We start from the raw sequence: 21,715 nt of genomic DNA on the forward strand, positions 1-21,715 counted from the left end.
GTCATTATTGGCATGAGCTTTAGGTTTTGAATAGCCCCCTTATTTTTTATAATTTAATTCCAGTTAACTTGGGTTTTTACCGAAAAATCGTTGCTTTGTTTTTTATTTAAAGCAGCAAATTAGAACTTTTAGGTTTGTAGGATACTCCCTTGTTAATTCGTAACCTTTGTAATATTGCTTTAGCTAGTACAGTGCTGGCGCTGTCAGGCTGTAAAGGCGGGATACTTGATCCAAAAGGGCAGATAGGCATTGATGAGAAAAATTTAATCATCATCGCGACCGTGCTTATGTTGCTTGTAGTGATCCCCGTTATTGTGATGACTTTATATTTCGCATGGAAATATAGAGACACACAAACTCATGAAATTTACGCTCCAAAATGGGCTCATTCAAATAAAATTGAAGCTGCTGTTTGGGCTGTTCCTATCGTTATTGTGATTATTTTAGGTGTTATTACCTGGGAGTCTACTCAAGCATTAGACCCATACAAGCCAATTGAAGGTAAAGGTAAACATCTTACTGTTGAAGTGGTGTCATTAAACTGGAAGTGGCTATTTATTTATCCTGAGCAAGGTATTGCAACGGTTAATGAATTAGTGTTTCCGGCTAATGTGCCTGTTGAATACAAAATCACTTCAGAGAGCACAATGAACTCGTTTTTCATTCCGCAATTGGGTAGTCAAATATACTCAATGGCCGGTATGGAAACCAAGCTTCACTTAATTGCTAATGAGCCAGGTACATTTAAAGGCTTTTCGGCAAACTACAGCGGTGCAGGCTTTACTGGTATGAAGTTTAATGCCATTGCTACACCTACTCAAGCTGGTTTTGATAAGTGGGTGAGTGATGTAAAAGCGAATTCAAGCGCTAATAATCTTACTCATGCAAATTATGTTGAGCTTGCAAAAGCAAGCGAAAATAACCCAGTTGCTTATTACGGTAAAGTTGATGACGGCTTATTTCATACCATCGTTATGAAATACATGCAGGCACATGGCGATATGAACAAAAAGCAACATGCAATGGGCGAACATGGGCAAATGAGTAAGAAGCATCAAGTAATGGATGAACACTCAATGCCATCATCTCACAGCCAGGGCGAGGAATAATAATGTCGTTATTAGGTAAACTAACAATAGACGCAATTCCGTTTCATGAGCCAATTCTTGTGTTCACGATGTCGGTTATTGCTATAGCTGGGCTTATTATTGCCGGGCTTATTACAAAGTATAAAAAATGGGGCGTGCTTTGGCGCGACTGGATCACGTCTGTTGATCATAAACGCTTAGGCGTAATGTATATTCTTTTAGCACTAATAATGCTGTTCCGTGGTTTTTCTGATGCCATTATGATGCGTGCTCAGTTAGCGCTTGCTACCAGTGGTGCGCCCGGTTATTTACCACCTGAACACTACGACCAAATATTTACTGCCCACGGCGTAATTATGATCATATTTATGGCTATGCCATTTATGATTGGTTTAATGAACATTGTTTTACCACTGCAAATTGGTGCTCGCGATGTTGCATTCCCATTTTTAAATAACTTAAGCTTTTGGTTTACAGCCAGCGGTGCCATTTTAATTAATATGTCGCTAGTGTTTGGTGAGTTTGCTAAAACAGGTTGGGTGGCCTATCCACCGCTTTCGGAGTTGACCTTTAGCCCTGGGGTGGGGGTAGATTATTATATTTGGGCCTTGCAAATATCCGGGCTCGGTACACTTCTAACAGCAGTAAACTTTTTAGCAACCGTGTTTAAAATGCGTGCACCAGGTATGACCCTAATGAAAATGCCAATTTTCACATGGACATGTACATGGGCAAACATCTTAATTGCAGCATCATTCCCAATTTTAACTGCTGTACTTGCAATGCTAACGCTTGACCGTTATCTCGATTTCCACTTCTTTACCAATGAATTGGGCGGTAACGCCATGATGTACATCAACCTGTTTTGGGCATGGGGTCATCCTGAGGTATACATATTAGTATTACCAGCGTTTGGTATTTTCTCTGAAATTATTTCTACCTTTGCCGGTAAACGTTTATTTGGTTACAAATCGATGGTTTACGCCAGCGGTGCAATCTCAATTTTAGGCTTTATTGTTTGGTTACATCACTTCTTTACGATGGGGTCGAGTGCTAACGTTAACGCGTTCTTTGGGGTAATGACCATGGTTATTGCTGTACCAACTGGGGTTAAGTTGTTTAACTGGTTATTTACCATTTACCGAGGTCGCTTACGTATTAGCGTACCGGTACTTTGGACACTTGGCTTTATGGTTACCTTTACCGTAGGCGGTATGACCGGTGTATTACTTGCTATTCCTGGTGCCGATTACGTACTGCATAACAGCTTATTCTTAATTGCACATTTTCATAACACCATTATTGGTGGTGCTGTATTTGGCTACCTTGCTGGTTTTGTATTTTGGTTCCCTAAAGCAATGGGCTTTAAACTTAACGAAAAATGGGGCAAAGCATCATTCTGGTGTTGGATTATCGGTTTCTTCGTTGCATTTATGCCGTTGTACGTACTTGGTTTCTTAGGTATGACACGTCGTTTAAACCACACTAACAACCCAGATTGGAACATTTGGTTATACATTGCCGCAGGCGGTGCTGTAATTATTATGTTTGGTATTGTTAGCCAAGTAATTCAATTATATGTGAGCTTTAGAGACCGTGAAGCGCTTGACGATACAACAGGCGATCCGTGGAACGGCCACACACTTGAGTGGGCTACAAGTTCACCTCCGCAAATTTATAACTTTGCAACAATTCCACACATCGATGATATTGATGCATGGACCGACATGAAAGAAAAAGGCCAAGCATACCAAGATAAAGCAAACTATAGCCCTATTCATATGCCTAAAAACACATCAGCTGGCGTGTTAATGGCAGCAAGCTTAACAGTATTCTGTTTTGCAATGATTTGGCATATTTGGTGGTTAGCTGTTGTTGGGCTAGTAGGCGCAATTGCCATCTTTATCAAACGTTGTTACACCAGCGATGTTGATTACTATATTCAACCTGATGAAATTGCACGCACTGAAGCTGCGTATAATTCAAGTGGCATTAAGGAGCTAAAAGCGTGAATACACTTTCTGCAAATTTAGAATCAGTATCGCACGATGACCATGCCCACGCGCATGATCATCACGATACATCGGGTGACACCATATTCGGTTTTTGGTTATACCTAATGACCGATTGCCTATTGTTTGCCTCGTTTTTTGCCACTTACGCTGTGTTATTTATGAACACAGCGGGTGGTGTATCGGGTAAAGATATTTTTGAACTCGACTTTGTAGCAGTAGAAACTGCTGCACTACTTATTAGTAGTATTACCTTTGGCTTTGCCATGATTGCCGCTCAAGGGCAAAAAAAGGCACTAACACTGACTTGGTTATTTGTTACGTTTTGTTTAGGTGCTGTGTTTATTGGTATGGAAGTATACGAATTTCATCACCTAATTGTGCATGGTAATGGCCCACAACAAAGTGCCTTTTTAACATCGTTTTTCTCATTAGTCGGCTTACATGGATTACATGTAACGGCTGGACTAATTTGGATGACCATAATGATGATTGAAGTTGCTAAACGTGGTCTAGGCAAAGCTACCGTAACGCGTTTAAGCTGCTTAAGCCTATTTTGGCACTTCTTAGACATTGTTTGGATTTGTGTATTTACTGTTGTTTATTTGATGGGAGCAATGTAATGAGCCACAGCGAAACGCATGCGTTAAAACAAACGCAAAGTGATCATCATGATGAATCTCATGGCAGTGTTAAAACTTACTTAATTGGCTTTGTGCTATCGGTAATTTTAACTGCTATACCGTTTTATATGGTTATGGAAGGTGACTTCTCAAAAGCAACAACGCTTTGGAGCATTGTTACTTTTGCAATCGTACAAATTTGGGTGCATTTAAAGTACTTTTTACACCTTAATTTTACCACCGAAAATGGCCGTGCAAGTACTTTCTCATTCCTATTCAGTGCTCTGATCATCGTAATGGTTGTTGGGTTATCTGTTTGGATCATTTATGAATCTAACGCAATGATGATGTACTAGGAGTTGAAGATGTTTCGTCGTTATTTATCAGTGACAAAGCCGGGTATTATTATGGGCAATTTGATCAGCGTAGCGGGCGGGTTTTTACTTGCCTCGCGCGGTGATATAGATCCATGGTTAATGATTGCCACATTAATTGGCTTGTCGCTAGTGGTTGCATCGGGCTGTGCTATCAATAATGTAATTGATAGAGACATAGATGTAGCCATGGCACGTACTCGTACGCGGGTAACAGTAACTGGCGAAATGTCGGCCTTTGCTGCACTTAGCCACGGTATTTTATTGGGCGTTATTGGCTTTGGTTTACTTATCGCCTATACCACTCAAGCCGCGGTATTTTTTGCAGCCTTTGGCTACGTAATTTATGTAGGGGTTTATAGCCTCTACATGAAACGTAACTCAGTATATGGCACTTTTGTAGGTAGTCTTTCTGGCGCTGTACCGCCAGTAGTAGGTTACTGCGCCGTAACAGGGCAGTTCGATATGGGCGCATTAATACTGCTAGTTATGTTTAGCTTGTGGCAAATGCCGCACTCTTACGCCATCGCTATTTTTCGCTTTAAAGATTACCAAGCTGCAGGTATTCCAGTATTACCTGTGGCGCAAGGTATCGACAAAGCAAAACGCCACATTGTGCTTTATATTGCTGTATACGCCTTAGTTGTGATGTTACTGCCAATTACTGGCTACACAGGTGCTGCTTTTATGGCTGTTGCTTGTATTACAAGCTTTTGGTGGTTGCTAATGGCGCTACGTGGTTATCGTCGTAATATTGATATGAGTAGCTGGGCACGTAAAGTGTTCGCATTTTCAATTATTAATATTACAGCGTTAAGCATTGCTATGGCTGTTGATTATCATAGCGTTGCTCCACAGCTATTAACGCTGACCTAATTTAAAATTTTTGACTATTCCAAAGTTAATCCAAAGGCTCGAAAGAGCCTTTTTTTATGCCTAAATATTAAAATAATTGAACATTCGTATACTCGCTCTTTTACTTTTTAAAATCATCAGCATTGTAATAAAGTGGTTTAAGCGTGCCGCAATTAATAAATTTATAGGTAAGCTCATTTTCAGCTGGGACACGTTTTGAGGTACGAAGCTTTTGCATGCACGCATTAACTAAATCGACAAAAATAAGATGGTTATAGCTCGGCGCTTTTTGAATTTTATGAATATAAATACGCTCAGTGCCGCTTAGTGTAATCATGTCGTAGTCTTGCCATTGCGATGATTCACTCAAATCTTTTAGTTCTCTGGCATACAGCTGCTTACTCAAGACCAACTCTTTTTTTGAATAAATTAAACTACCACCTTGTTGATAATCACCCTCGTAAATATCGGCAATAATCGTAATTTCTTCACCACGCATTAAATGCTGAATATTAAACGCTTGTGGCTTTACGGTGATTAACTCGGCATTTCTAACAAAGCCTAAAAATGGAACATCGGGGTTTCCTATTTTATAAACAACTTGCACATCATTGGGTAAATTATAGGTGGTAAATTCATTGCAATAATAGACGAGCCTTGATTAACCAAAGCCATAGGATGCTCAGCATTGTAAGCGGGGTCTACCGGTGGAAGTTCTGCTTTTTCTTCTTCAGCTGCGGCAAAGCCACTTAAAGTGATTAGTAATAAAGTAAGTAGTAAGCGCATTATAATCTCAATTAATTTATGAGCTTAAATTGTAGTATAAAGTTTATATTACTTATATTTTTAAACTAAATTTAGACCTATATTATTGTTCAGATATGGAGTGCAACAATGTTCGTGCTTTTAAATGTAGGTTTGCGTCCTCTGGATTTGACGTATTAGTCAGCCAAATTACATTGCCTTCTTTATTTACAAACAATGTAGTAGGTGTGCCTCTTATACCTAATTGCTGTGCTATTGCATCGGCTTTTACGGCTGTTTTAAAAGTATAACCTCTATCGCTAAGCGTTTTAGCGGGAGTAGCATCGTCATCTTCTTTAAAGCTCACGGCAATAACTTTTAAGCCCATATCATCAATTTTTTGAAGTGCTGGCTGCAGCTTTTTACAGTACGGACACCACGTTGCCCAAAAGTGCAAAACGTAAGGTTGACCTAATAAATCTTGAGTATTGAGTGTAGATCCATCAGCCATTTGTAAATTTAATGTAGGTAACTTAGGGTATGTTTCTTGCGTACTTTCTTCTTGCGAATAGCTTGTAAAGCTTATAAAAATTAGTGCGATGGCAATAAATAGTTGCTTCATAATATGTTCGTTCTTATTTTACATATTAAATAAGAACGGGAATTTAACATTTTCATTTCAAACTAAAAGCGAGCTGCTTGCTCAACAACAATAGCGTGGCGTTTAGCGAGCCGAAGGTGGTCTTTATCGTAGCCACCACCTATTACTGTGGCTACGGGTGTGTTGTGTTCAAGGCAGCGTTTTAGCACTAAATGGTCGCGCTTAACTATGCCATCCCAGCTGATATCTAATTTACCCAAGCCATCGCCTTGCCAAATATCAACGCCAGCATCGTAAAGTACCAAGCTTGGGTTTAGCTCTTTAAGTAAATAACTCAAGGTGTCGTCAACTACGGCAAGGTATTCGTCGTCTTTCATATTATCGGCTAAGCCAATATCTAAATCGCTAGCGGATTTTCTGAAAGGGAAGTTTTTTTCACAATGGATAGAGCAAGTATAAGCGTATGCTTGATGCTGTAACATTGCGGCTGTGCCATCACCTTGGTGCACGTCTAAATCAAAAATAAGTACGTTAGTTACTTCACCCGATTCAATTAAAGTTTGCGTGGTAAAGGCTAAATCATTAACCATGCAGTAGCCTGAGCCAAAATCGGTATGCGCATGGTGTGTACCACCGGCTAAGTGGCACGCTATACCATGTTTAAGTGCTAAACGAGCTGTTTGCAAAGTACCTTGAGGTGCTGTAAAGGTACGTGCCATAAGCTCTTTTGACCAAGGTAGGCCAATGCGACGCATTGCTTTTTCATCTAAGCGGTTATTCCACAAATCATGTATGTAATTTTCGCAGTGTATTAGCTCAAGTGGCTCTGACGTGCCTAATATTGGCTCAACCAGGTTATCGCCAATCAAACCAAGCTTTGCTACATGCTGATATAAATGTGCAAACTTACTCATTGCAAAACGATGCTTTGGATCGAAATTAAACGAGTAGTTAGGGTGATACACCAAAGGTAAATGTGGATTTAAAGTCATGTTTACACAAGTTAAAAAGTTTGCACTATGGTAATCAACTAATCCAAATGAGTCTATTCTTGTGTGTCGTGAATCAACATAGCGAGTTCGCGATGTAATAGTTCGTCATCAGCTAAGTTTAGCTCTATTAAACGCTTTAAATAAGTAATGCTGTCTATATCAATATGGTGGCACTTTAAACCAATATGATCCGCTTCTATATGGCACACCACAACCTCCATTTTTATTTCTATTTCGCTTTGAGGCAGCGAAAAACGCAGAACAGCTTGGCTATTTTGGTTGCCAATAAAAGCATCACATTTAGTGATTAATGCGCCATGCAAAGATACATCAAGTAATTTACATGGGTATTGGTGATCATTAAAAATCACTTGTGCATCGGTTGAAAATAAAACACGAGAAAACTGACGACGATTTTGCATAACCTAATTTAGCCTTACTATTTTTATAATAAATTAAGCATAGCGGGTAATTCTCTACATGCTAGCAGGATATGCTCCTGTAATGCTGGTGGCATAAAAAAGCCCCGCATAAATGCAGGGCTTAGTTTTACTGTAATAAATTAGCTACAGTAAAGATTAACCAATTTTTTTGTACTTAATACGTTTAGGTTCAGTTGCTGCTGCACCTAGTGTCTTTTTAAGCCACTCTTCGTATTCAGTATAGTTACCATCAAAGAAGTTAATTTGACCTTCGTCGCGGTAATCTAAAATGTGCGTAGCAATACGGTCAAGGAACCAACGGTCATGCGAGATACACATTACACAACCAGGGAACTCTAAAATAGCGTTCTCTAGTGCGCGTAGTGTTTCAACGTCCAAGTCATTGGTTGGCTCATCGAGTAGTAACACATTGCCGCCAGCTTTTAATAACTTAGCAAGGTGTAAACGGTTACGCTCACCACCTGATAGGTCTTTAACAAACTTTTGCTGATCGTTACCTTTAAAGTTAAAGCGACTTACATACGCACGGCTTTGGAACTCAAAGTTACCAATTTTTAGCACGTCTTGACCGTCTGATATTTCTTGGAAAACAGTTTTGCTTTCGTCCATACCGTCGCGGAACTGATCAACAGTAGCAAGGTGTACGCTTTCGCCAACGGTAATGCTACCGCTGTCTTGCTTTTGCTCACCACTGATCATTTTAAACAGCGTTGATTTACCCGCGCCATTAGCACCAATAATGCCCACAATGGCACCTTTTGGCATGCTAAAGCTTAAATCGTCAATTAAAACGCGATCGCCAAAACTCTTACGAAGATTAGTTACTTCAAGCACTTGGTCGCCTAAACGCGGGCCAGGTGGAATAAACATCTCGTTAGTTTCGTTACGTTTTTGGTAATCAGACTGCTGCATTTCAGTAAACTGAGCCATACGTGCTTTTGACTTAGCTTGGCGACCTTTAGGGTTTGAACGAACCCATTCAAGTTCTTGCGCAATTGATTTTTGACGTGCTTTTTCAGATTTTTGTTCTTGCTGTAAGCGCGCATCTTTTTGTTCAAGCCAAGAAGAGTAGTTACCTTCCCATGGAATACCTTCACCACGGTCAAGCTCCAATATCCAACCCGCTACATTATCAAGGAAGTAACGGTCATGCGTTACCGCCACAACAGTGCCTTCGTAATCGTGTAAGAAGCGCTCTAACCATGCAACCGACTCAGCATCCAAGTGGTTAGTTGGTTCATCGAGAATAAGCATGTCTGGTTTTTCAAGCAATAATCGACATATAGCAACACGACGACGCTCACCACCTGAAAGGTGCTCAATTTTAGCATCCCATTCTGGTAGGCGAAGTGCATCAGCAGCACGTTCTAAAACGTTGTCGATGTTGTGACCATCGTGCGCCTGGATAACAGCTTCAAGCTCGCCTTGCTCTTTTGCAAGTGCGTCAAAGTCAGCGTCTTCCATGGCGTATTCGTTATACACTTCGTCAAGACGTTTAAGTGCGTGTTTAACTTCGCCAACAGCTTCTTCAACAATTTCACGAACTGTTTTGCTTTCGTCTAAAACAGGCTCTTGCGGTAAATAACCAATTTTTGTACCAGGCTGAGGATGTGCATCACCTTCAAAATCTTGGTCAACACCGGCCATAATACGTAGTAACGTAGATTTACCAGAACCGTTTAAACCAAGCACACCAATTTTAGCGCCAGGAAAAAAGTGTAACGAAATATCTTTTAAGATAGTGCGCTTAGGTGGCACAACCTTAGATACTCGACTCATCGAGAATATAAATTTATCAGGTAAAACCATGGAGGAAAGCCTTCAAATAATAATAAAAATTTCAATGTTGTATTGTAGTGGCTGACAGGTGAAACAGTCAACGAATGCTGTATAGAACAATACGCTTACCTAAGCGGTACTTTGTTTTGATTGCTCGTTTAAAACACTACTATTACAGGATTTCTATTATGTAAAATTCTGTAATCTATTGTTTTATATTGTTCAAATACATTCCATTTTTAACAAAAGTGGTACAGTATATTTACAAGTTGTAAAGTATAAGCAAGTTATATAGGCAGGCCACACTTAGTTTGTTGTTAGACATCATATTATTAAATATTACAAAGATTTAAAGGAATGAACATGAAAATAGTTACAAAGTTAGGAGCGTTACTTTTAGGTTTATACTCATTTTCGAGCCAAGCAGACATACTCCACGTAAATGGTTATTACCAAGGAATAGGGATAGGGTCTACGCAAATTGATGTATACGAGAGTGATAGCATACAGTTTACAACGCTTTATGGCCGGTTTGGATATCAGTTTTCGCGATACTTTGCATTAGAAGGGCGTATAGGTTTTGGGTTAAATGATGAGTCAGCTCCTCTAAACGGAATTGTTTATACTCAGAACCCACAGGACGGTTCGCTTAGCTCAGAATTCATTAAGAGCGAAATCGATTCAAGCCTTGATTTGCAAACAAGTATATTTGTAAAAGCTAATTATCCAATTTCATCTCGAGCTGATGTGTTTTTATTTGGTGGCTATGGTAGAAATAAATTAAGTTACAATGAAGGCGACTTAAAAAACCTTGCAGAATCAATAACTGGTACAGATAAAAATTCTACGTTAATAACTGAGCAAAACTACGACGAAGGCGGCGTAACGTATGGAACTGGCGTTGACTTTAGGTTAACTCAACGCTGGCAATTAAGCGCTGAATACCAATATTTTGATACAGATGAAGGCGATATTTACGCACTTAATTTATCTGTGGTTTACCGTTTTTAACTGTATATGCGCTACTCGTTTTTAGTAGCGCTACTTCAAAATATTAAAGCAGGTTATTTTATAATAGAGGCGTTTTTCCTCATACATACCACCTCGGTAAATCCTAATTTAATAGAATGAATAAATTTCATTTAGACATCTATACATCTAGAGGTTGATATTTTTTACTTTCAGTTCATAATTAACTTTCGGTTTTTATGAGCAGGAGTAAAAATATGCCAATTACAGTAAAAGACGAGTTGCCGGCAATTGCACGTTTACGTCAAGAAAACGTATTTGTAATGCCAAAAACACGTGCAAAAACGCAAGAAATACGCCCAATGCGTTTGGCTATTTTAAACTTAATGCCTAATAAAGTAGAAACCGAAGTTCAGTTTATTCGCTTGCTTGCCAACTCGCCTTTGCAAGTAAACGTAGAACTACTGCGGCTCGACACTCACCGCAGTAGCAGCAATTCAGAAGAGCACCTTGATACCTTTTATCGTTATTTTTCTGAGGTTAAAGACAACAATTACGATGCATTAATAGTAACTGGCGCGCCACTTGCGCATTTAGAATACGACGATGTAGCGTATTGGGATGAGCTAAAGGTCATTATTGATTGGGCTGAGCAACACGTTACCTCTACGTTATTTTCGTGCTGGGCAGCACATGCAGCGTTATATCACCGTTACAATTTAAAGCGTGATTTAAAAGACGACAAACTGTGTGGTGTATTTACCCACCAATGTTACTTTGATCACGGCGCACTGACTCGCGGATTCGACGACACCTTTTTAGTACCGCACTCACGTTATGGCCACATTGATATAAATAAAATAAACGCCTGTGATGAGCTAGTTGTACTGGCAGGTTCTGAGCGAGTAGGGGCTTACTTACTTAAAAATAAATCAGGTAGCCAAGTGTTTATAACCGGCCACCCAGAGTACGACGCCGACTCGCTAAAAGCAGAATACGACCGCGATTGTAAAAAAAGCCCTAATGCACCAAAACCCGAAAATTACTTTCCGGATGACGATGCAACCAAACAACCTTCAAAAACGTGGCAAAGCCATGCTTTTTTACTTTTTTCGAACTGGTTAAATTACTACGTGTACCAAACCACACCGTATGATATTAATTTAGTTAGCCAAGACGTGAGGACTAACAACTATGCCGAATAACGCTCCTACAAATAATAAGCAAGCCGAAATAAGCGCCGCATTAAAAGAACGCATTTTAATTTTAGATGGCGCTATGGGCACCATGATCCAAGATCATAAGCTAGAAGAAGAAGACTATCGCGGAGAGCGTTTTAAAGACTGGCATGTATTAATTAAAGGCAATAACGATTTATTAAGCCTAACCAAGCCCGATTTAATCACTGATATTCATCGTGGTTTTTTATCAGCGGGCGCCGATATTATCGAAACCAACACGTTTAACTCGACCACTATTTCGATGGAAGATTACGACATGGCAAGCTTAAGTCGTGAAATAAACCTAGAGTCGGCTAAATTAGCACGCGCAATTTGCGATGAATTTACGGCTAAAACGCCAGAAAAACCACGCTATGTAGCCGGTGTTTTAGGGCCGACATCTAAAACGTGTTCAATTTCGCCAGACGTAAACGATCCGGGTTACCGAAATGTCACCTTTGATAAGCTGGTTACTGCGTATATTGAATCAACACTTGCATTAATGGAAGGCGGCGCCGATTTAATACTAATCGAAACTATATTCGACACCCTTAACGCAAAAGCCGCCTCGTTTGGCGTAGAAGAAGCCTTTGAACAAGCAGGTCGTAAATTACCAGTTATGATTTCGGGTACTATTACCGACGCCTCTGGCCGTACGCTTTCGGGGCAAACAACCGAAGCATTTTATAATTCTATTCGCCATATTAAGCCTATTTCAATTGGTCTAAACTGTGCGCTTGGTCCTGATTTACTGCGCCAGTATGTAGAAGAGTTATCGCGCGTGTGCGAAACCTTTACATCGGTACATCCTAATGCGGGCTTACCAAATGAGTTTGGTGAATACGACTTAGAAGCGGGCGATATGGCAACCGAAATTATCGATTGGGGTAAATCGGGCTTTATTAATATAGTAGGCGGATGCTGTGGCACCACGCCTGCGCATATTCGCGCTTTTGCAAAAGGTTTAGCGGGCGTTAAACCACGGCAACTACCAGAGCTTGAAGTACGCATGCGTTTATCAGGCCTTGAAGCCTGTAACTTAAATTAAGGAGCCAGCATGACCCAACAAATAGCAGTATTTACTAATGTCGGCGAACGTACCAATGTAACGGGTTCTGCCATGTTTAAACGTTTAATCATGGAAGAAGACTATGAAGCCGCGCTAACAGTGGCACGCGAACAAGTAGAAAACGGCGCACAGGTTATTGATATAAACATGGATGAAGCCATGTTGGACTCAAAAGCCGCCATGGTTAAGTTTTTAAACTTAATAGCCTCAGAGCCTGATATTTCTCGCGTACCCATTATGGTCGACTCCTCAAAGTGGGAAGTAATAGAAGCAGGCTTAAAGTGTATTCAGGGCAAGGCAATTGTTAACTCAATATCGCTAAAAGAGGGCGAAGAGCCATTTATTCGCCAAGCTAAAATAATAAAACGCTTTGGTGCAGCCGCTGTTGTAATGGCGTTTGATACCGACGGGCAAGCCGACACGGCAGACCGTAAGTTCGCAATATGTGCGCGCAGTTATAAAATATTGGTAGAAGACATTGGCTTTGCGCCAGAAGATATTATATTCGATCCTAATATTTTTGCCGTAGCCACCGGTATTGAAGAGCACGACAACTACGCCGTAGAATTTATTGAAGGCACACGCCGCATTAAACAAAATTTGCCGCACTGTAAAGTGTCGGGCGGTGTATCAAATGTATCGTTTTCGTTTAGGGGTAATAACCCCGTACGTGAAGCTATTCACTCGGTGTTTTTATATCATGCCATTCAAGCTGGTATGGACATGGGTATTGTAAATGCGGGGCAACTAGCCGTTTACGATGATATACCAGAAGAATTACGTAAAGCAGTTACCGACGTAATACTTAACACCGACTCAGGCGCAGGCGAGCGTTTAGTAGAGCTTGCACCTAAGTATTCGGGCATGGCACAAGCCGAGCGAGTAGAAGATTTAGAGTGGCGCACATGGCCTGTTGCAAAACGCCTTGAGCACGCGCTTGTAAAAGGTATTACTACATTTATAGATGAAGATACCGAAGAATGCCGTGCTGCTGCCGATAAACCTATTCACGTAATTGAAGGGCCGTTAATGGACGGCATGAACGTAGTAGGGGATTTATTTGGCGCAGGTAAAATGTTTTTACCACAAGTTGTTAAATCGGCGCGCGTAATGAAGCGAGCCGTAGCCTACCTAGACCCATACATTGAGCTTGAAAAAGAAGAAGGCTCAACTAACGGTAAAATAGTGATGGCGACCGTAAAAGGTGACGTACACGACATAGGTAAAAATATTGTGGGTGTTGTACTGCAATGTAATAACTATGAAGTAATCGACTTAGGTGTAATGGTACCGGCTGATAAAATACTCCAAACCGCAATCGACGAAAAAGCCGATATTATTGGATTATCGGGCTTAATTACCCCATCGCTTGACGAAATGGTACACGTAGCAAAAGAAATGAAACGCCGTGGTTTTGAACTGCCGCTGTTAATTGGTGGTGCTACTACTTCTAAAGCGCACACCGCAGTAAAAATTGAGCCACAATATGACAAAGGCGTAGTGTATGTAAGTAATGCCAGCCGTGCGGTAGGTGTAGTATCTAATTTATTATCAAAAGAGCATAAGCCTGGTTTTTTAGAAAAAACCCAAGCTGAATATGTAAAAGTACGCGAGCAACAAGCGCGTAAAAAACCTCGCTCTAAGCCTGTTACAATCCAGCGCGCACGCGATAACGCAGCACAACTCGATTGGGATAACTACACGCCACCAGTGCCTAAAAAGCTCGGCGTGATCGAGTTTAAAAACGTATCAATTGCCACTTTGCGTAAATACATAGATTGGACGCCATACTTTATGACGTGGTCAATCGCCGGTAAATACCCGCGCATAATGACCGACGAAGTAGTAGGCGAGCAAGCGCAAAGCTTATTTAAAGACGCTAACGACATGTTAGACGACCTTGAAAAAGCAGGCAGTTTGCAACCACTTGGCGTAATTGGTTTATTCCCAGCAAACCGCGTTGGGGACGACATAGAAATATACACCGACGAAACACGCAAAGAGCTATTAACGACCTCATGCCATTTACGTCAGCAAACCGAAAAAACCGACTTTGCTAATTACTGCCTAGCCGACTACATAGCACCAAAAGGCACACCAGACTATTTTGGCGCGTTTGCAGTAACGGGCGGTTTAGAAGAAGACGACTTAGCAAATGCGTTTGACGCACAGCAAGACGATTACAACAAAATAATGATTAAAGCGGTTGCCGACAGGCTCGCCGAAGCGTTTGCAGAATACTTACACGAAAAAGTACGTAAAGAGTATTGGGGTTTTGCACCAGACGAAAACCTAGCAAACGATGAGCTAATACGCGAAAACTACCAAGGTATTCGCCCAGCGCCAGGTTACCCAGCGTGCCCAGAGCACACCGAGAAAAAGAAAATTTGGCAGTTGCTCGACACCGAAAAACGCATTGGCATGCAGCTAACCAGCTCGTACGCCATGTGGCCAGGTGCTGCTGTTTCAGGTTGGTACTTCTCACACCCCGAAGCTAAGTACTACGCAGTAGCAGCGGTACAACGTGACCAAGTAGAAGATTACGCTAAACGAACTAATATGACGCTAGCAGAAGCTGAAAGGTGGCTATCGCCTAACTTGGGGTATGATCCTGAGCAATAGAACAGGTCAGTTAAAATAAAAGCGAGCCTAATTAAGCTCGCTTTTGGTATAAAGTTATTTACCTAAACTTAAATTTGTTTTTTTACGTTGACGAGTTTTTAATTATAAGTAAACTCATTATATAAAAATTAAGTTTAGGTGTTTTACTATGGCAAGAATTAGAGTTCCCAAACCATTAAACGAGTTACTATCTATTACACCTTCTGATGAGTTTATTCCACTTTTAGGGCAGTTTGGTCCTACAAATTCAGAAGGGAAATATCTCCACTGGGATAAATTTATATGGCGTATACCTAAAGATATATCAGAACAAGCTGCTTGGGTAGCTACGAAGCTGTCAAGGAAAACTATATCAAAAAAAATATCATTAGTTGCAGAAAAAAATAAACAATTCACTTACTGTATTCCAGATTCACTTCATGCATTACTTCATCAGATCGATAAATTATCTGGTGGTGGGCATGCAATTGGTGATGGTTCATTTATTACTACAAAAGAAAAAGATAGGTACCTGGTTAAGAGCTTAATGATGGAAGAAGCAATAACATCTTCTCAACTCGAAGGCGCATCTACAACGAGGAAAATAGCGAAAGAAATGCTTGAAACAAAAAGGCAACCTATCGATAAATCTGAACAAATGATTTTCAATAATTACCTTTTGATGAAAAAAGCACTAGAGAGAAAAGATGAAGCTCTTTCTATAGAGCTAATACTAGAGCTTCATGCAATTGCTACATATAAAGCTATTGATAATGATGCGATTTCAGGAGCTTTAAGAGAAGACAATGATATAGCAGTTTCAAACCTCTACAATGAATTAGCGCATACACCTCCATGCTTCTCTTCCTTAAAGGAAAGGTTATTATCTTTATGTGATTTTGCAAATGAAAAGCATGATGGGGCTAATAGCGACACGTTTATACATCCATTAGTTAAAGCGATTATTTTACATTTCATGATCGGTTACATTCATCCTTTTGGGGATGGGAATGGAAGAACTGCCAGAGCTATTTTTTATTGGTATATGCTCAGTTCTGGTTATTGGTTATTTGAATATGTGTCAATTAGTAAGCTAATCCAAGAAAAGAGAAGTGATTATGATGCAGCATTTGTTTACACAGAAACAGACGAATTTGACTTAACTTACTTTATTTATCATCAAGTTGATGTTGTCATGAAAGCGGTTAATTCATTAAATACTCACATAGAATCTAAAAAAAGTGAATTTTATCAATTCATGGAATGGATCGAAAAAAGCCCTCTATCAAAGAACTTCAAGCGAGGTCAATTAGAGTTGCTCAAAGAAGCTGTAAAGCATCCAGGTAAAATATTTACTACTAAACAGGTTTCCATAGAATTTGATATTAATGAGAACACAGCAAGAACATATTTAAATGGATTAGTTGATGCAGATCTTTTAATTGCTACGAAAAGTAAAAAAAGCAAAGCTATTAGATATTTATCTCCTGCAGGGTTAAGAGAAAAACTAAAAATATAATTATTTTCGTTATATTAGAACCTTTAAATGAAGATCAGGTTCAACTTTGAAGGGCATAACCACATAGTATTGTGGTTATGCCTACTTTTCACATCTAGCACATTTGCTCTTGAGCAAAAATATCACGAGTTCGTTTTACCTGTTATTGCAGCCTTTGAAAGTGACGATAAAGCAGCTATTGCTTCGCTTGTTTATTACCCGCTAAAACGACGATACCCCATACCTGACATTAAAAATGAAGCTGAGTTTATCAACCGCTTTGATGAAGTATTTAATGATGAGCTAGTGGCAGTTATTGCCAGTTCAAACATTAACACCGATTGGGAGAAAGTAGGTTGGCGCGGCATTATGCTAAATAACGGCGTTATGTGGGTAGATACCGAAGGTAAAATTATTGCTGTAAATACACAAAATACTAAAGAGCAGGCACTTGCAAAAAGCTTAATCGAAGACGATAAACAATCCTTGCACGCAAGTATTAATACTTTTGAAAAACCAGTACTCAATTGGAAAACGGCTAACTATCATGTTCGTGTTAATGATTTAGGCGAGCATAATTTTCGGTATGCAGTGTGGGGTATTAATAAAAAGCCAAGTGACAAGCCTGATATGGTTTTACTAAATGGCGATATTACATTTGAGGGCAGCGGCGGGAATCATCACTATACGTTTAAAAATGGTCGTTATAGTTATGTGCTACAAGTAACCATTATGTGCTACAAGTAACTATTATTGGCTGCGATACATCACCACCAGGTTGGCTTGAAGTTTATAAAGACGATGAGCGATTACTATTTGAAAATGTTATAAGCACTCATTAATGTATGTTTTAGTATGCTTGATAATGTAGAACTGTTTTTAACAGTAAAACGTTCTAATAATTAGTATTTTTATAAAACAGATCTAAGTGGTAGGCTAAAAGTAGTAAGTATAAAATAGTAAGTAATTAAAAATAGTTCTCGCGCAACAAGGAACCCTCCTGTAAAGCGCTTTGCCAAGGAGTTTTGTATGATCACGCTTACCATTAATGGTAATAAACATGAGTTTTCTGGCGATCCGTCAACGCCAGTATTATGGTATCTCCGAGACGAATTGAATTTAACTGGGCCTAAATTTGGCTGTGGTATGGCACAGTGCGGTGCGTGTACCGTGCATATTGATGGGGTAGCTCAGCGCTCGTGTGTATTACCTGTAGCGGCAGTAGCGGGTCTTTCAATTACTACAATTGAAGGGTTAAGCGAGCAGGGCGACCATCCAGTACAACAAGCATGGATTGAGCATAAAGTACCGCAGTGTGGTTTTTGCCAGTGCGGCCAAATGATGCAAGCTGCAAGCTTATTAGCTGCAAACCCAACCCCAACCGACGATGAAATAGTAAGTAATATGTCGGGAAATATTTGCCGTTGTGGTACATACCCGCGTATTCATAAAGCAATTAAATCAGCTGCTAAAACAATGGCGAGTGTTCAGTATTTTGACCCAAATGAACAAGGGGAAGAAGTATGAACCAAGATAACAAATACTTTGATTTAAACCGCCGTAAGTTTTTAAAAACCAGTGCAATAGGTGCGTTGGTACTCGGTACTTATTTTGTAGGCAGTGCGCCAAGAGCATTTGCGGGTGTGTTAGAGCAGCCATCTGAGCTGGCAAAACGCGCAAACTTATTTATTGCACTGCGCCCAGACGGCATGGTTGAAATAACCTGCCATCGCTCTGAAATGGGTCAGCAAATTCGCACCGCGATTGCACAAATTGTTGCCGATGAAATGGAAGCCGCGTGGGATAAGGTTATTGTTATTCAGGGTAAGGGCGACCCTAAATACGGTGATCAAAATACCGATGGCTCGCGCAGTATTCGCTACAACATGCAGCGCCTGCGTGAAATGGGCGCAAGTGTACGTTACATGATGCAGCATGCTGCCGCTAAGTATTGGAATGTTGACCCGCAAACCTGTACTGCTAATCAACACGTTGTTACACACAGCTCAGGTAAATCGCTTACTTATAAAGATTTAATCGACTTAGCATTTACAATAACGCCACCAGAAGCTGACAAACTAACACTTAAAACACGCAAAGAATGGCGCTACATTAATACCGGCATGGCGCACATAGATTTAGCCGATTTAGTAACAGGAAAAGCTATATTTGCAGCCGATGTACGCGAACCACAAGCGCTGGTGGCTATAATTGAACGCCCGCCGGTAGTAGGCGGTGTTGTTAAGTCATTTGATGCCAGTGCTACAAAAGCGATAAACGGCGTTATAGATGTTATTGAAATACCTGCACCAAAAGGCGCACCGCAGTTTCAGCCAAAAGGTGGCATTGCGATTATAGCTAAAAACACATGGGCTGCATGGCAAGGGCGTAAAGCATTAAAAGTGGTGTGGGATGATGGCAAAAATGGCGATTACAATTCAGAAGAATTTAAAAAGTCATTATTAAAAACAGTACAAACTCCACAGGCAAACATACGTGATAAAGGCGATGCCATGGGCGTGTTGGCTAAATCGAGCAATAAACTCGTAGCTGATTATTACGCGCCGCATCTTGCTCAAGCACCAATGGAGCCGCCTTGTGCAACTGCTATGTACAACAAAGACAGTGTTGATATATGGGCTGCTACGCAAAATCCACAAGCCGATATGAAAACAGTGGCTGCAATGCTTGGCATGGATGAGAGCAAAATTAATGTTCACGTTACCATGTTAGGAGGCGGTTTTGGGCGTAAGTCAAAACCTGACTTTTCAGCAGAAGCAGCTTACCTTTCAATGAAAGTAGGCAAACCTATTCGTGTGCAATGGACGCGTGAAGACGACATACAACATGGTTTTTACCATGCAGTTTCGGCTCAGCACATTGAAGCATCACTAGATAAAAATGGCGCTATAGAATCTTATTTACATCGCACCGCGTTTTCACCTATTACCTCTACCTTTTCAGAAGGGGCGACTACGCCGGGAAGCTTTGAACTGCGCTTAGGATTTACCGATAACCCTATTAACACACCTAACATGAAGTTAGAAAACGGTGATGCGCAAGCCAAAGCACGAATTGGTTGGATGCGCTCTGTATCAAATATTTTTCATGCCTTTGCTATTCAGTCATTTATTGGCGAAGCAGCGCATAAAGCCGGTCGCGACCAAAAAGACTATTTACTAGACACGATAGGTCCGAGTCGCATTGTTGATGTAACTGAGCAAAATGCCACATACGATAATTACGGTGGCGATAAAGCGGTTTATCCTCTAGATATTGGCAGACTGCGCCGTGTTATTGAAAAAGTAGCTGACATGAGTAAATGGGGGCGAGAGCTTCCTAAAGGTCGAGGTTTAGGAATAGCAGCACACAGAAGCTTTTTAACTTACGTAGCTACGGTAGTTGAAGTAGAAGTGTCGGATGCTGGCGATTTAAAAGTAATTAAGTCGTGGGTTGCCATTGATGCGGGTACGGTTGTAAACACCGACACCGTTAAAAACCAAACCCAAGGTGGCTCTATTTACGGTATTACAACTGCAATCAGCGATGGTATTACCTTTGATAAAGGGCGCGTACAGCAAAGTAACTTTCATGATTATCGTGTACCGCGTATGAGCGACTCACCTCTTGAGATTGAAGTTGAAATTGTACAAAGTGATGCACCACCAGCAGGAGTAGGCGAGCCGTCTACACCAGTTTATGCGCCAGCATTATGTAATGCTATTTTTGCAGCGTGCGGAAAGCGTATTAGGCAGTTACCGATTGGTAACCAATTAAAAGCGTAGCTAAATAACCTACAGCTTAAACAAAAAAACCGCCAAATGGCGGTTTTTTTAAAAGCGGTTAACGCGGTTTAACGACCTTTTTCAAACTCATCAACTTCACGCTCTGCTTCTTCTTTAGATTTACCGTATTGCTGCTGGATTTTACCAACTAGCTCTGTACGGCTACCTTCAATTTTATCTAAATCGTCGTTGGTAAGATCGCCCCATTTTTGTTGAGCCTTACCTTTAAGTTCTTTCCAATTACCTTCGATACGATCGCTGTTCATAAGTTTATCCTTACTTTAGGTTAGTGAATTAACTGTCAGTTATAAAGTAGCAAGCCTTGTACCAAGGAATAATAATGGTTTTATTGTTTTTATTATCAGTTGGTTATATTTTTATGTTGAGCGATTTTGTTTTTAATATTGCGCTATTTATTAAAAAATATACATAGCAGCCTGTAATTATTGCTGACATAAGTTACGCCGCTTTGATGTAACTCATTCTTAAATTTTTGTTTTAAGCTAATATGCAGGTATTAAACAAAGTAGTTAACCTGAGTGAGTTATGAATACAAAAACGTGTGAATACGGAGTGGGTGACTGCTCATACAAAATGGCAGGTGAGTTAGCAGGTATTACACAATTGGTGAATGCGTTTTACGATAATATGGACGCTTTAAAAGAGGCTGAGCATATAAGGAGTATGCATTCAAAAGACTTATCGGCATCACGTAAAAAGCTCGCTTACTTTTTGTCGGGCTGGTTAGGTGGTCCTAAATTATACGCTGAACATTTTGGCAGTATTAACATTCCTCAAGCGCACAAACATTTACATGTAGGAATTGAGCAAAGTGACGCATGGCTTTTGTGCATGCAAAAAGCGGTTGATGAGCAACCTTACGAAGCACCATTTAAAATTTACTTAATGGATCAATTACGAGTGCCTGCAGAGCGAATTAGATTAGTATCGGGTAGTTAATATATGTGGAGTATTAAAGTTAGGGCTCTGGATTTCTAAATATTTACTTTATTTCATTTAGAGTTATTATCGCGAATCGAGTTAAAATCTTAAAAGGGATGG

At 40.3% G+C, this 21,715-nt stretch carries 19 protein-coding genes and 1 pseudogene; 14 read left to right on the forward strand and 6 right to left on the reverse strand.

Annotated features, from left to right (window positions below):
• The first annotated feature begins 149 nt into the window (after positions 1 to 149).
• Genes cyoA through cyoE form a run of 5 tightly spaced genes read left to right on the forward strand, consistent with a single transcriptional unit; the run spans position 150 to position 4,973 of the window.
• Positions 150 to 1,109 carry a ubiquinol oxidase subunit II gene (cyoA, locus tag I6F42_RS17195; RefSeq protein ID WP_197152894.1) on the forward strand — a complete coding sequence of 320 codons (960 nt, stop codon included), beginning with the start codon at positions 150 to 152 and terminating at the stop codon, positions 1,107 to 1,109.
• 2 nt (positions 1,110 to 1,111) lie between these two features.
• On the forward strand, positions 1,112 to 3,100 hold the full coding sequence (gene cyoB, locus I6F42_RS17200) for a cytochrome o ubiquinol oxidase subunit I (RefSeq protein WP_007581166.1): 1,989 nt from the start codon (positions 1,112 to 1,114) through the stop codon (positions 3,098 to 3,100).
• On the forward strand, positions 3,097 to 3,723 hold the full coding sequence (cyoC, locus tag I6F42_RS17205; RefSeq protein ID WP_010555186.1) for a cytochrome o ubiquinol oxidase subunit III: 627 nt from the start codon (positions 3,097 to 3,099) through the stop codon (positions 3,721 to 3,723). The genes cyoB and cyoC overlap by 4 nt, the downstream gene beginning before the upstream one ends.
• A complete protein-coding gene (gene cyoD, locus I6F42_RS17210; protein WP_010555185.1) occupies positions 3,723 to 4,079 on the forward strand; it encodes a cytochrome o ubiquinol oxidase subunit IV in 357 nt (118 codons plus the stop codon). Before cyoC ends, cyoD begins: the two co-directional genes overlap by 1 nt.
• Before the next feature lie 9 nt (positions 4,080 to 4,088).
• Entirely contained in the window at positions 4,089 to 4,973 is an 885-nt protein-coding gene (gene cyoE, locus I6F42_RS17215) for a heme o synthase (RefSeq protein WP_010555184.1), read from the forward strand.
• 100 nt (positions 4,974 to 5,073) lie between these two features.
• Here cyoE and I6F42_RS17220 read toward each other — a convergent pair.
• The 5 genes and pseudogenes from I6F42_RS17220 to ettA all read right to left on the reverse strand — a co-directional run bounded on the left by I6F42_RS17220 (position 5,074) and on the right by ettA (position 9,541).
• A pseudogene (locus tag I6F42_RS17220) lies at positions 5,074 to 5,738 on the reverse strand (hypothetical protein).
• 82 nt (positions 5,739 to 5,820) lie between these two features.
• The gene (locus tag I6F42_RS17225; protein ID WP_010555182.1) at positions 5,821 to 6,318 is read right to left on the reverse strand and encodes a TlpA disulfide reductase family protein; all 498 of its coding nucleotides are present in this window, start codon (positions 6,316 to 6,318) and stop codon (positions 5,821 to 5,823) included.
• A 62-nt stretch (positions 6,319 to 6,380) separates the two neighbouring features.
• Complete coding sequence (locus tag I6F42_RS17230) at positions 6,381 to 7,289, reverse strand: histone deacetylase (protein WP_197152895.1); 909 nt, start codon at positions 7,287 to 7,289, stop codon at positions 6,381 to 6,383.
• Between the two features lie 53 nt (positions 7,290 to 7,342).
• Positions 7,343 to 7,711 (reverse strand): PilZ domain-containing protein, encoded by a 369-nt coding sequence (locus tag I6F42_RS17235; RefSeq protein ID WP_007581201.1) that lies wholly within the window; start codon positions 7,709 to 7,711, stop codon positions 7,343 to 7,345.
• A gap of 156 nt (positions 7,712 to 7,867) precedes the next feature.
• Positions 7,868 to 9,541, reverse strand: coding sequence for an energy-dependent translational throttle protein EttA (gene ettA, locus I6F42_RS17240; protein ID WP_007581203.1), 1,674 nt, complete (start codon positions 9,539 to 9,541; stop codon positions 7,868 to 7,870).
• 333 nt (positions 9,542 to 9,874) lie between these two features.
• Here ettA and I6F42_RS17245 point away from each other — a divergent pair, with 333 nt between their 5' ends.
• The 8 genes from I6F42_RS17245 to I6F42_RS17280 all read left to right on the forward strand — a co-directional run bounded on the left by I6F42_RS17245 (position 9,875) and on the right by I6F42_RS17280 (position 20,653).
• Positions 9,875 to 10,522: a porin family protein gene (locus I6F42_RS17245; protein WP_010555179.1), complete on the forward strand. Its 648-nt coding sequence runs from the start codon at positions 9,875 to 9,877 to the stop codon at positions 10,520 to 10,522.
• A 215-nt stretch (positions 10,523 to 10,737) separates the two neighbouring features.
• Positions 10,738 to 11,685: a homoserine O-succinyltransferase gene (gene metA, locus I6F42_RS17250; RefSeq protein WP_010555178.1), complete on the forward strand. Its 948-nt coding sequence runs from the start codon at positions 10,738 to 10,740 to the stop codon at positions 11,683 to 11,685.
• The gene (locus I6F42_RS17255) at positions 11,675 to 12,748 is read left to right on the forward strand and encodes a homocysteine S-methyltransferase family protein (protein WP_166378502.1); all 1,074 of its coding nucleotides are present in this window, start codon (positions 11,675 to 11,677) and stop codon (positions 12,746 to 12,748) included. Before metA ends, I6F42_RS17255 begins: the two co-directional genes overlap by 11 nt.
• Positions 12,749 to 12,757: 9 nt before the next feature.
• Positions 12,758 to 15,391, forward strand: a complete 2,634-nt coding sequence (gene metH, locus I6F42_RS17260; protein ID WP_197152904.1) for a methionine synthase — start codon at positions 12,758 to 12,760, stop codon at positions 15,389 to 15,391.
• A 148-nt stretch (positions 15,392 to 15,539) separates the two neighbouring features.
• Complete coding sequence (locus I6F42_RS17265; RefSeq protein ID WP_010555175.1) at positions 15,540 to 16,889, forward strand: Fic family protein; 1,350 nt, start codon at positions 15,540 to 15,542, stop codon at positions 16,887 to 16,889.
• A gap of 27 nt (positions 16,890 to 16,916) precedes the next feature.
• A complete protein-coding gene (locus I6F42_RS17270; protein WP_374939250.1) occupies positions 16,917 to 17,615 on the forward strand; it encodes a hypothetical protein in 699 nt (232 codons plus the stop codon).
• Positions 17,616 to 17,897: 282 nt separating this feature from the next.
• Positions 17,898 to 18,395 carry a (2Fe-2S)-binding protein gene (locus I6F42_RS17275; RefSeq protein ID WP_197152906.1) on the forward strand — a complete coding sequence of 166 codons (498 nt, stop codon included), beginning with the start codon at positions 17,898 to 17,900 and terminating at the stop codon, positions 18,393 to 18,395.
• On the forward strand, positions 18,392 to 20,653 hold the full coding sequence (locus I6F42_RS17280) for a xanthine dehydrogenase family protein molybdopterin-binding subunit (RefSeq protein WP_197152908.1): 2,262 nt from the start codon (positions 18,392 to 18,394) through the stop codon (positions 20,651 to 20,653). The genes I6F42_RS17275 and I6F42_RS17280 overlap by 4 nt, the downstream gene beginning before the upstream one ends.
• A 68-nt stretch (positions 20,654 to 20,721) precedes the next feature.
• On the opposite strand, the gene I6F42_RS17285 is transcribed toward I6F42_RS17280, so the two are convergent.
• Positions 20,722 to 20,919, reverse strand: a complete 198-nt coding sequence (locus I6F42_RS17285) for a CsbD family protein (RefSeq protein WP_007581220.1) — start codon at positions 20,917 to 20,919, stop codon at positions 20,722 to 20,724.
• A 280-nt stretch (positions 20,920 to 21,199) separates the two neighbouring features.
• Here I6F42_RS17285 and I6F42_RS17290 point away from each other — a divergent pair, with 280 nt between their 5' ends.
• Positions 21,200 to 21,613: a group II truncated hemoglobin gene (locus I6F42_RS17290; protein ID WP_197152909.1), complete on the forward strand. Its 414-nt coding sequence runs from the start codon at positions 21,200 to 21,202 to the stop codon at positions 21,611 to 21,613.
• Positions 21,614 to 21,715: the final 102 nt, after the last annotated feature.

It is taken from the genome of Pseudoalteromonas sp. SWYJZ12 (assembly GCF_015864395.1).
In the GTDB taxonomy this organism is placed as follows: Bacteria; Pseudomonadota; Gammaproteobacteria; order Enterobacterales; family Alteromonadaceae; genus Pseudoalteromonas; species Pseudoalteromonas arctica.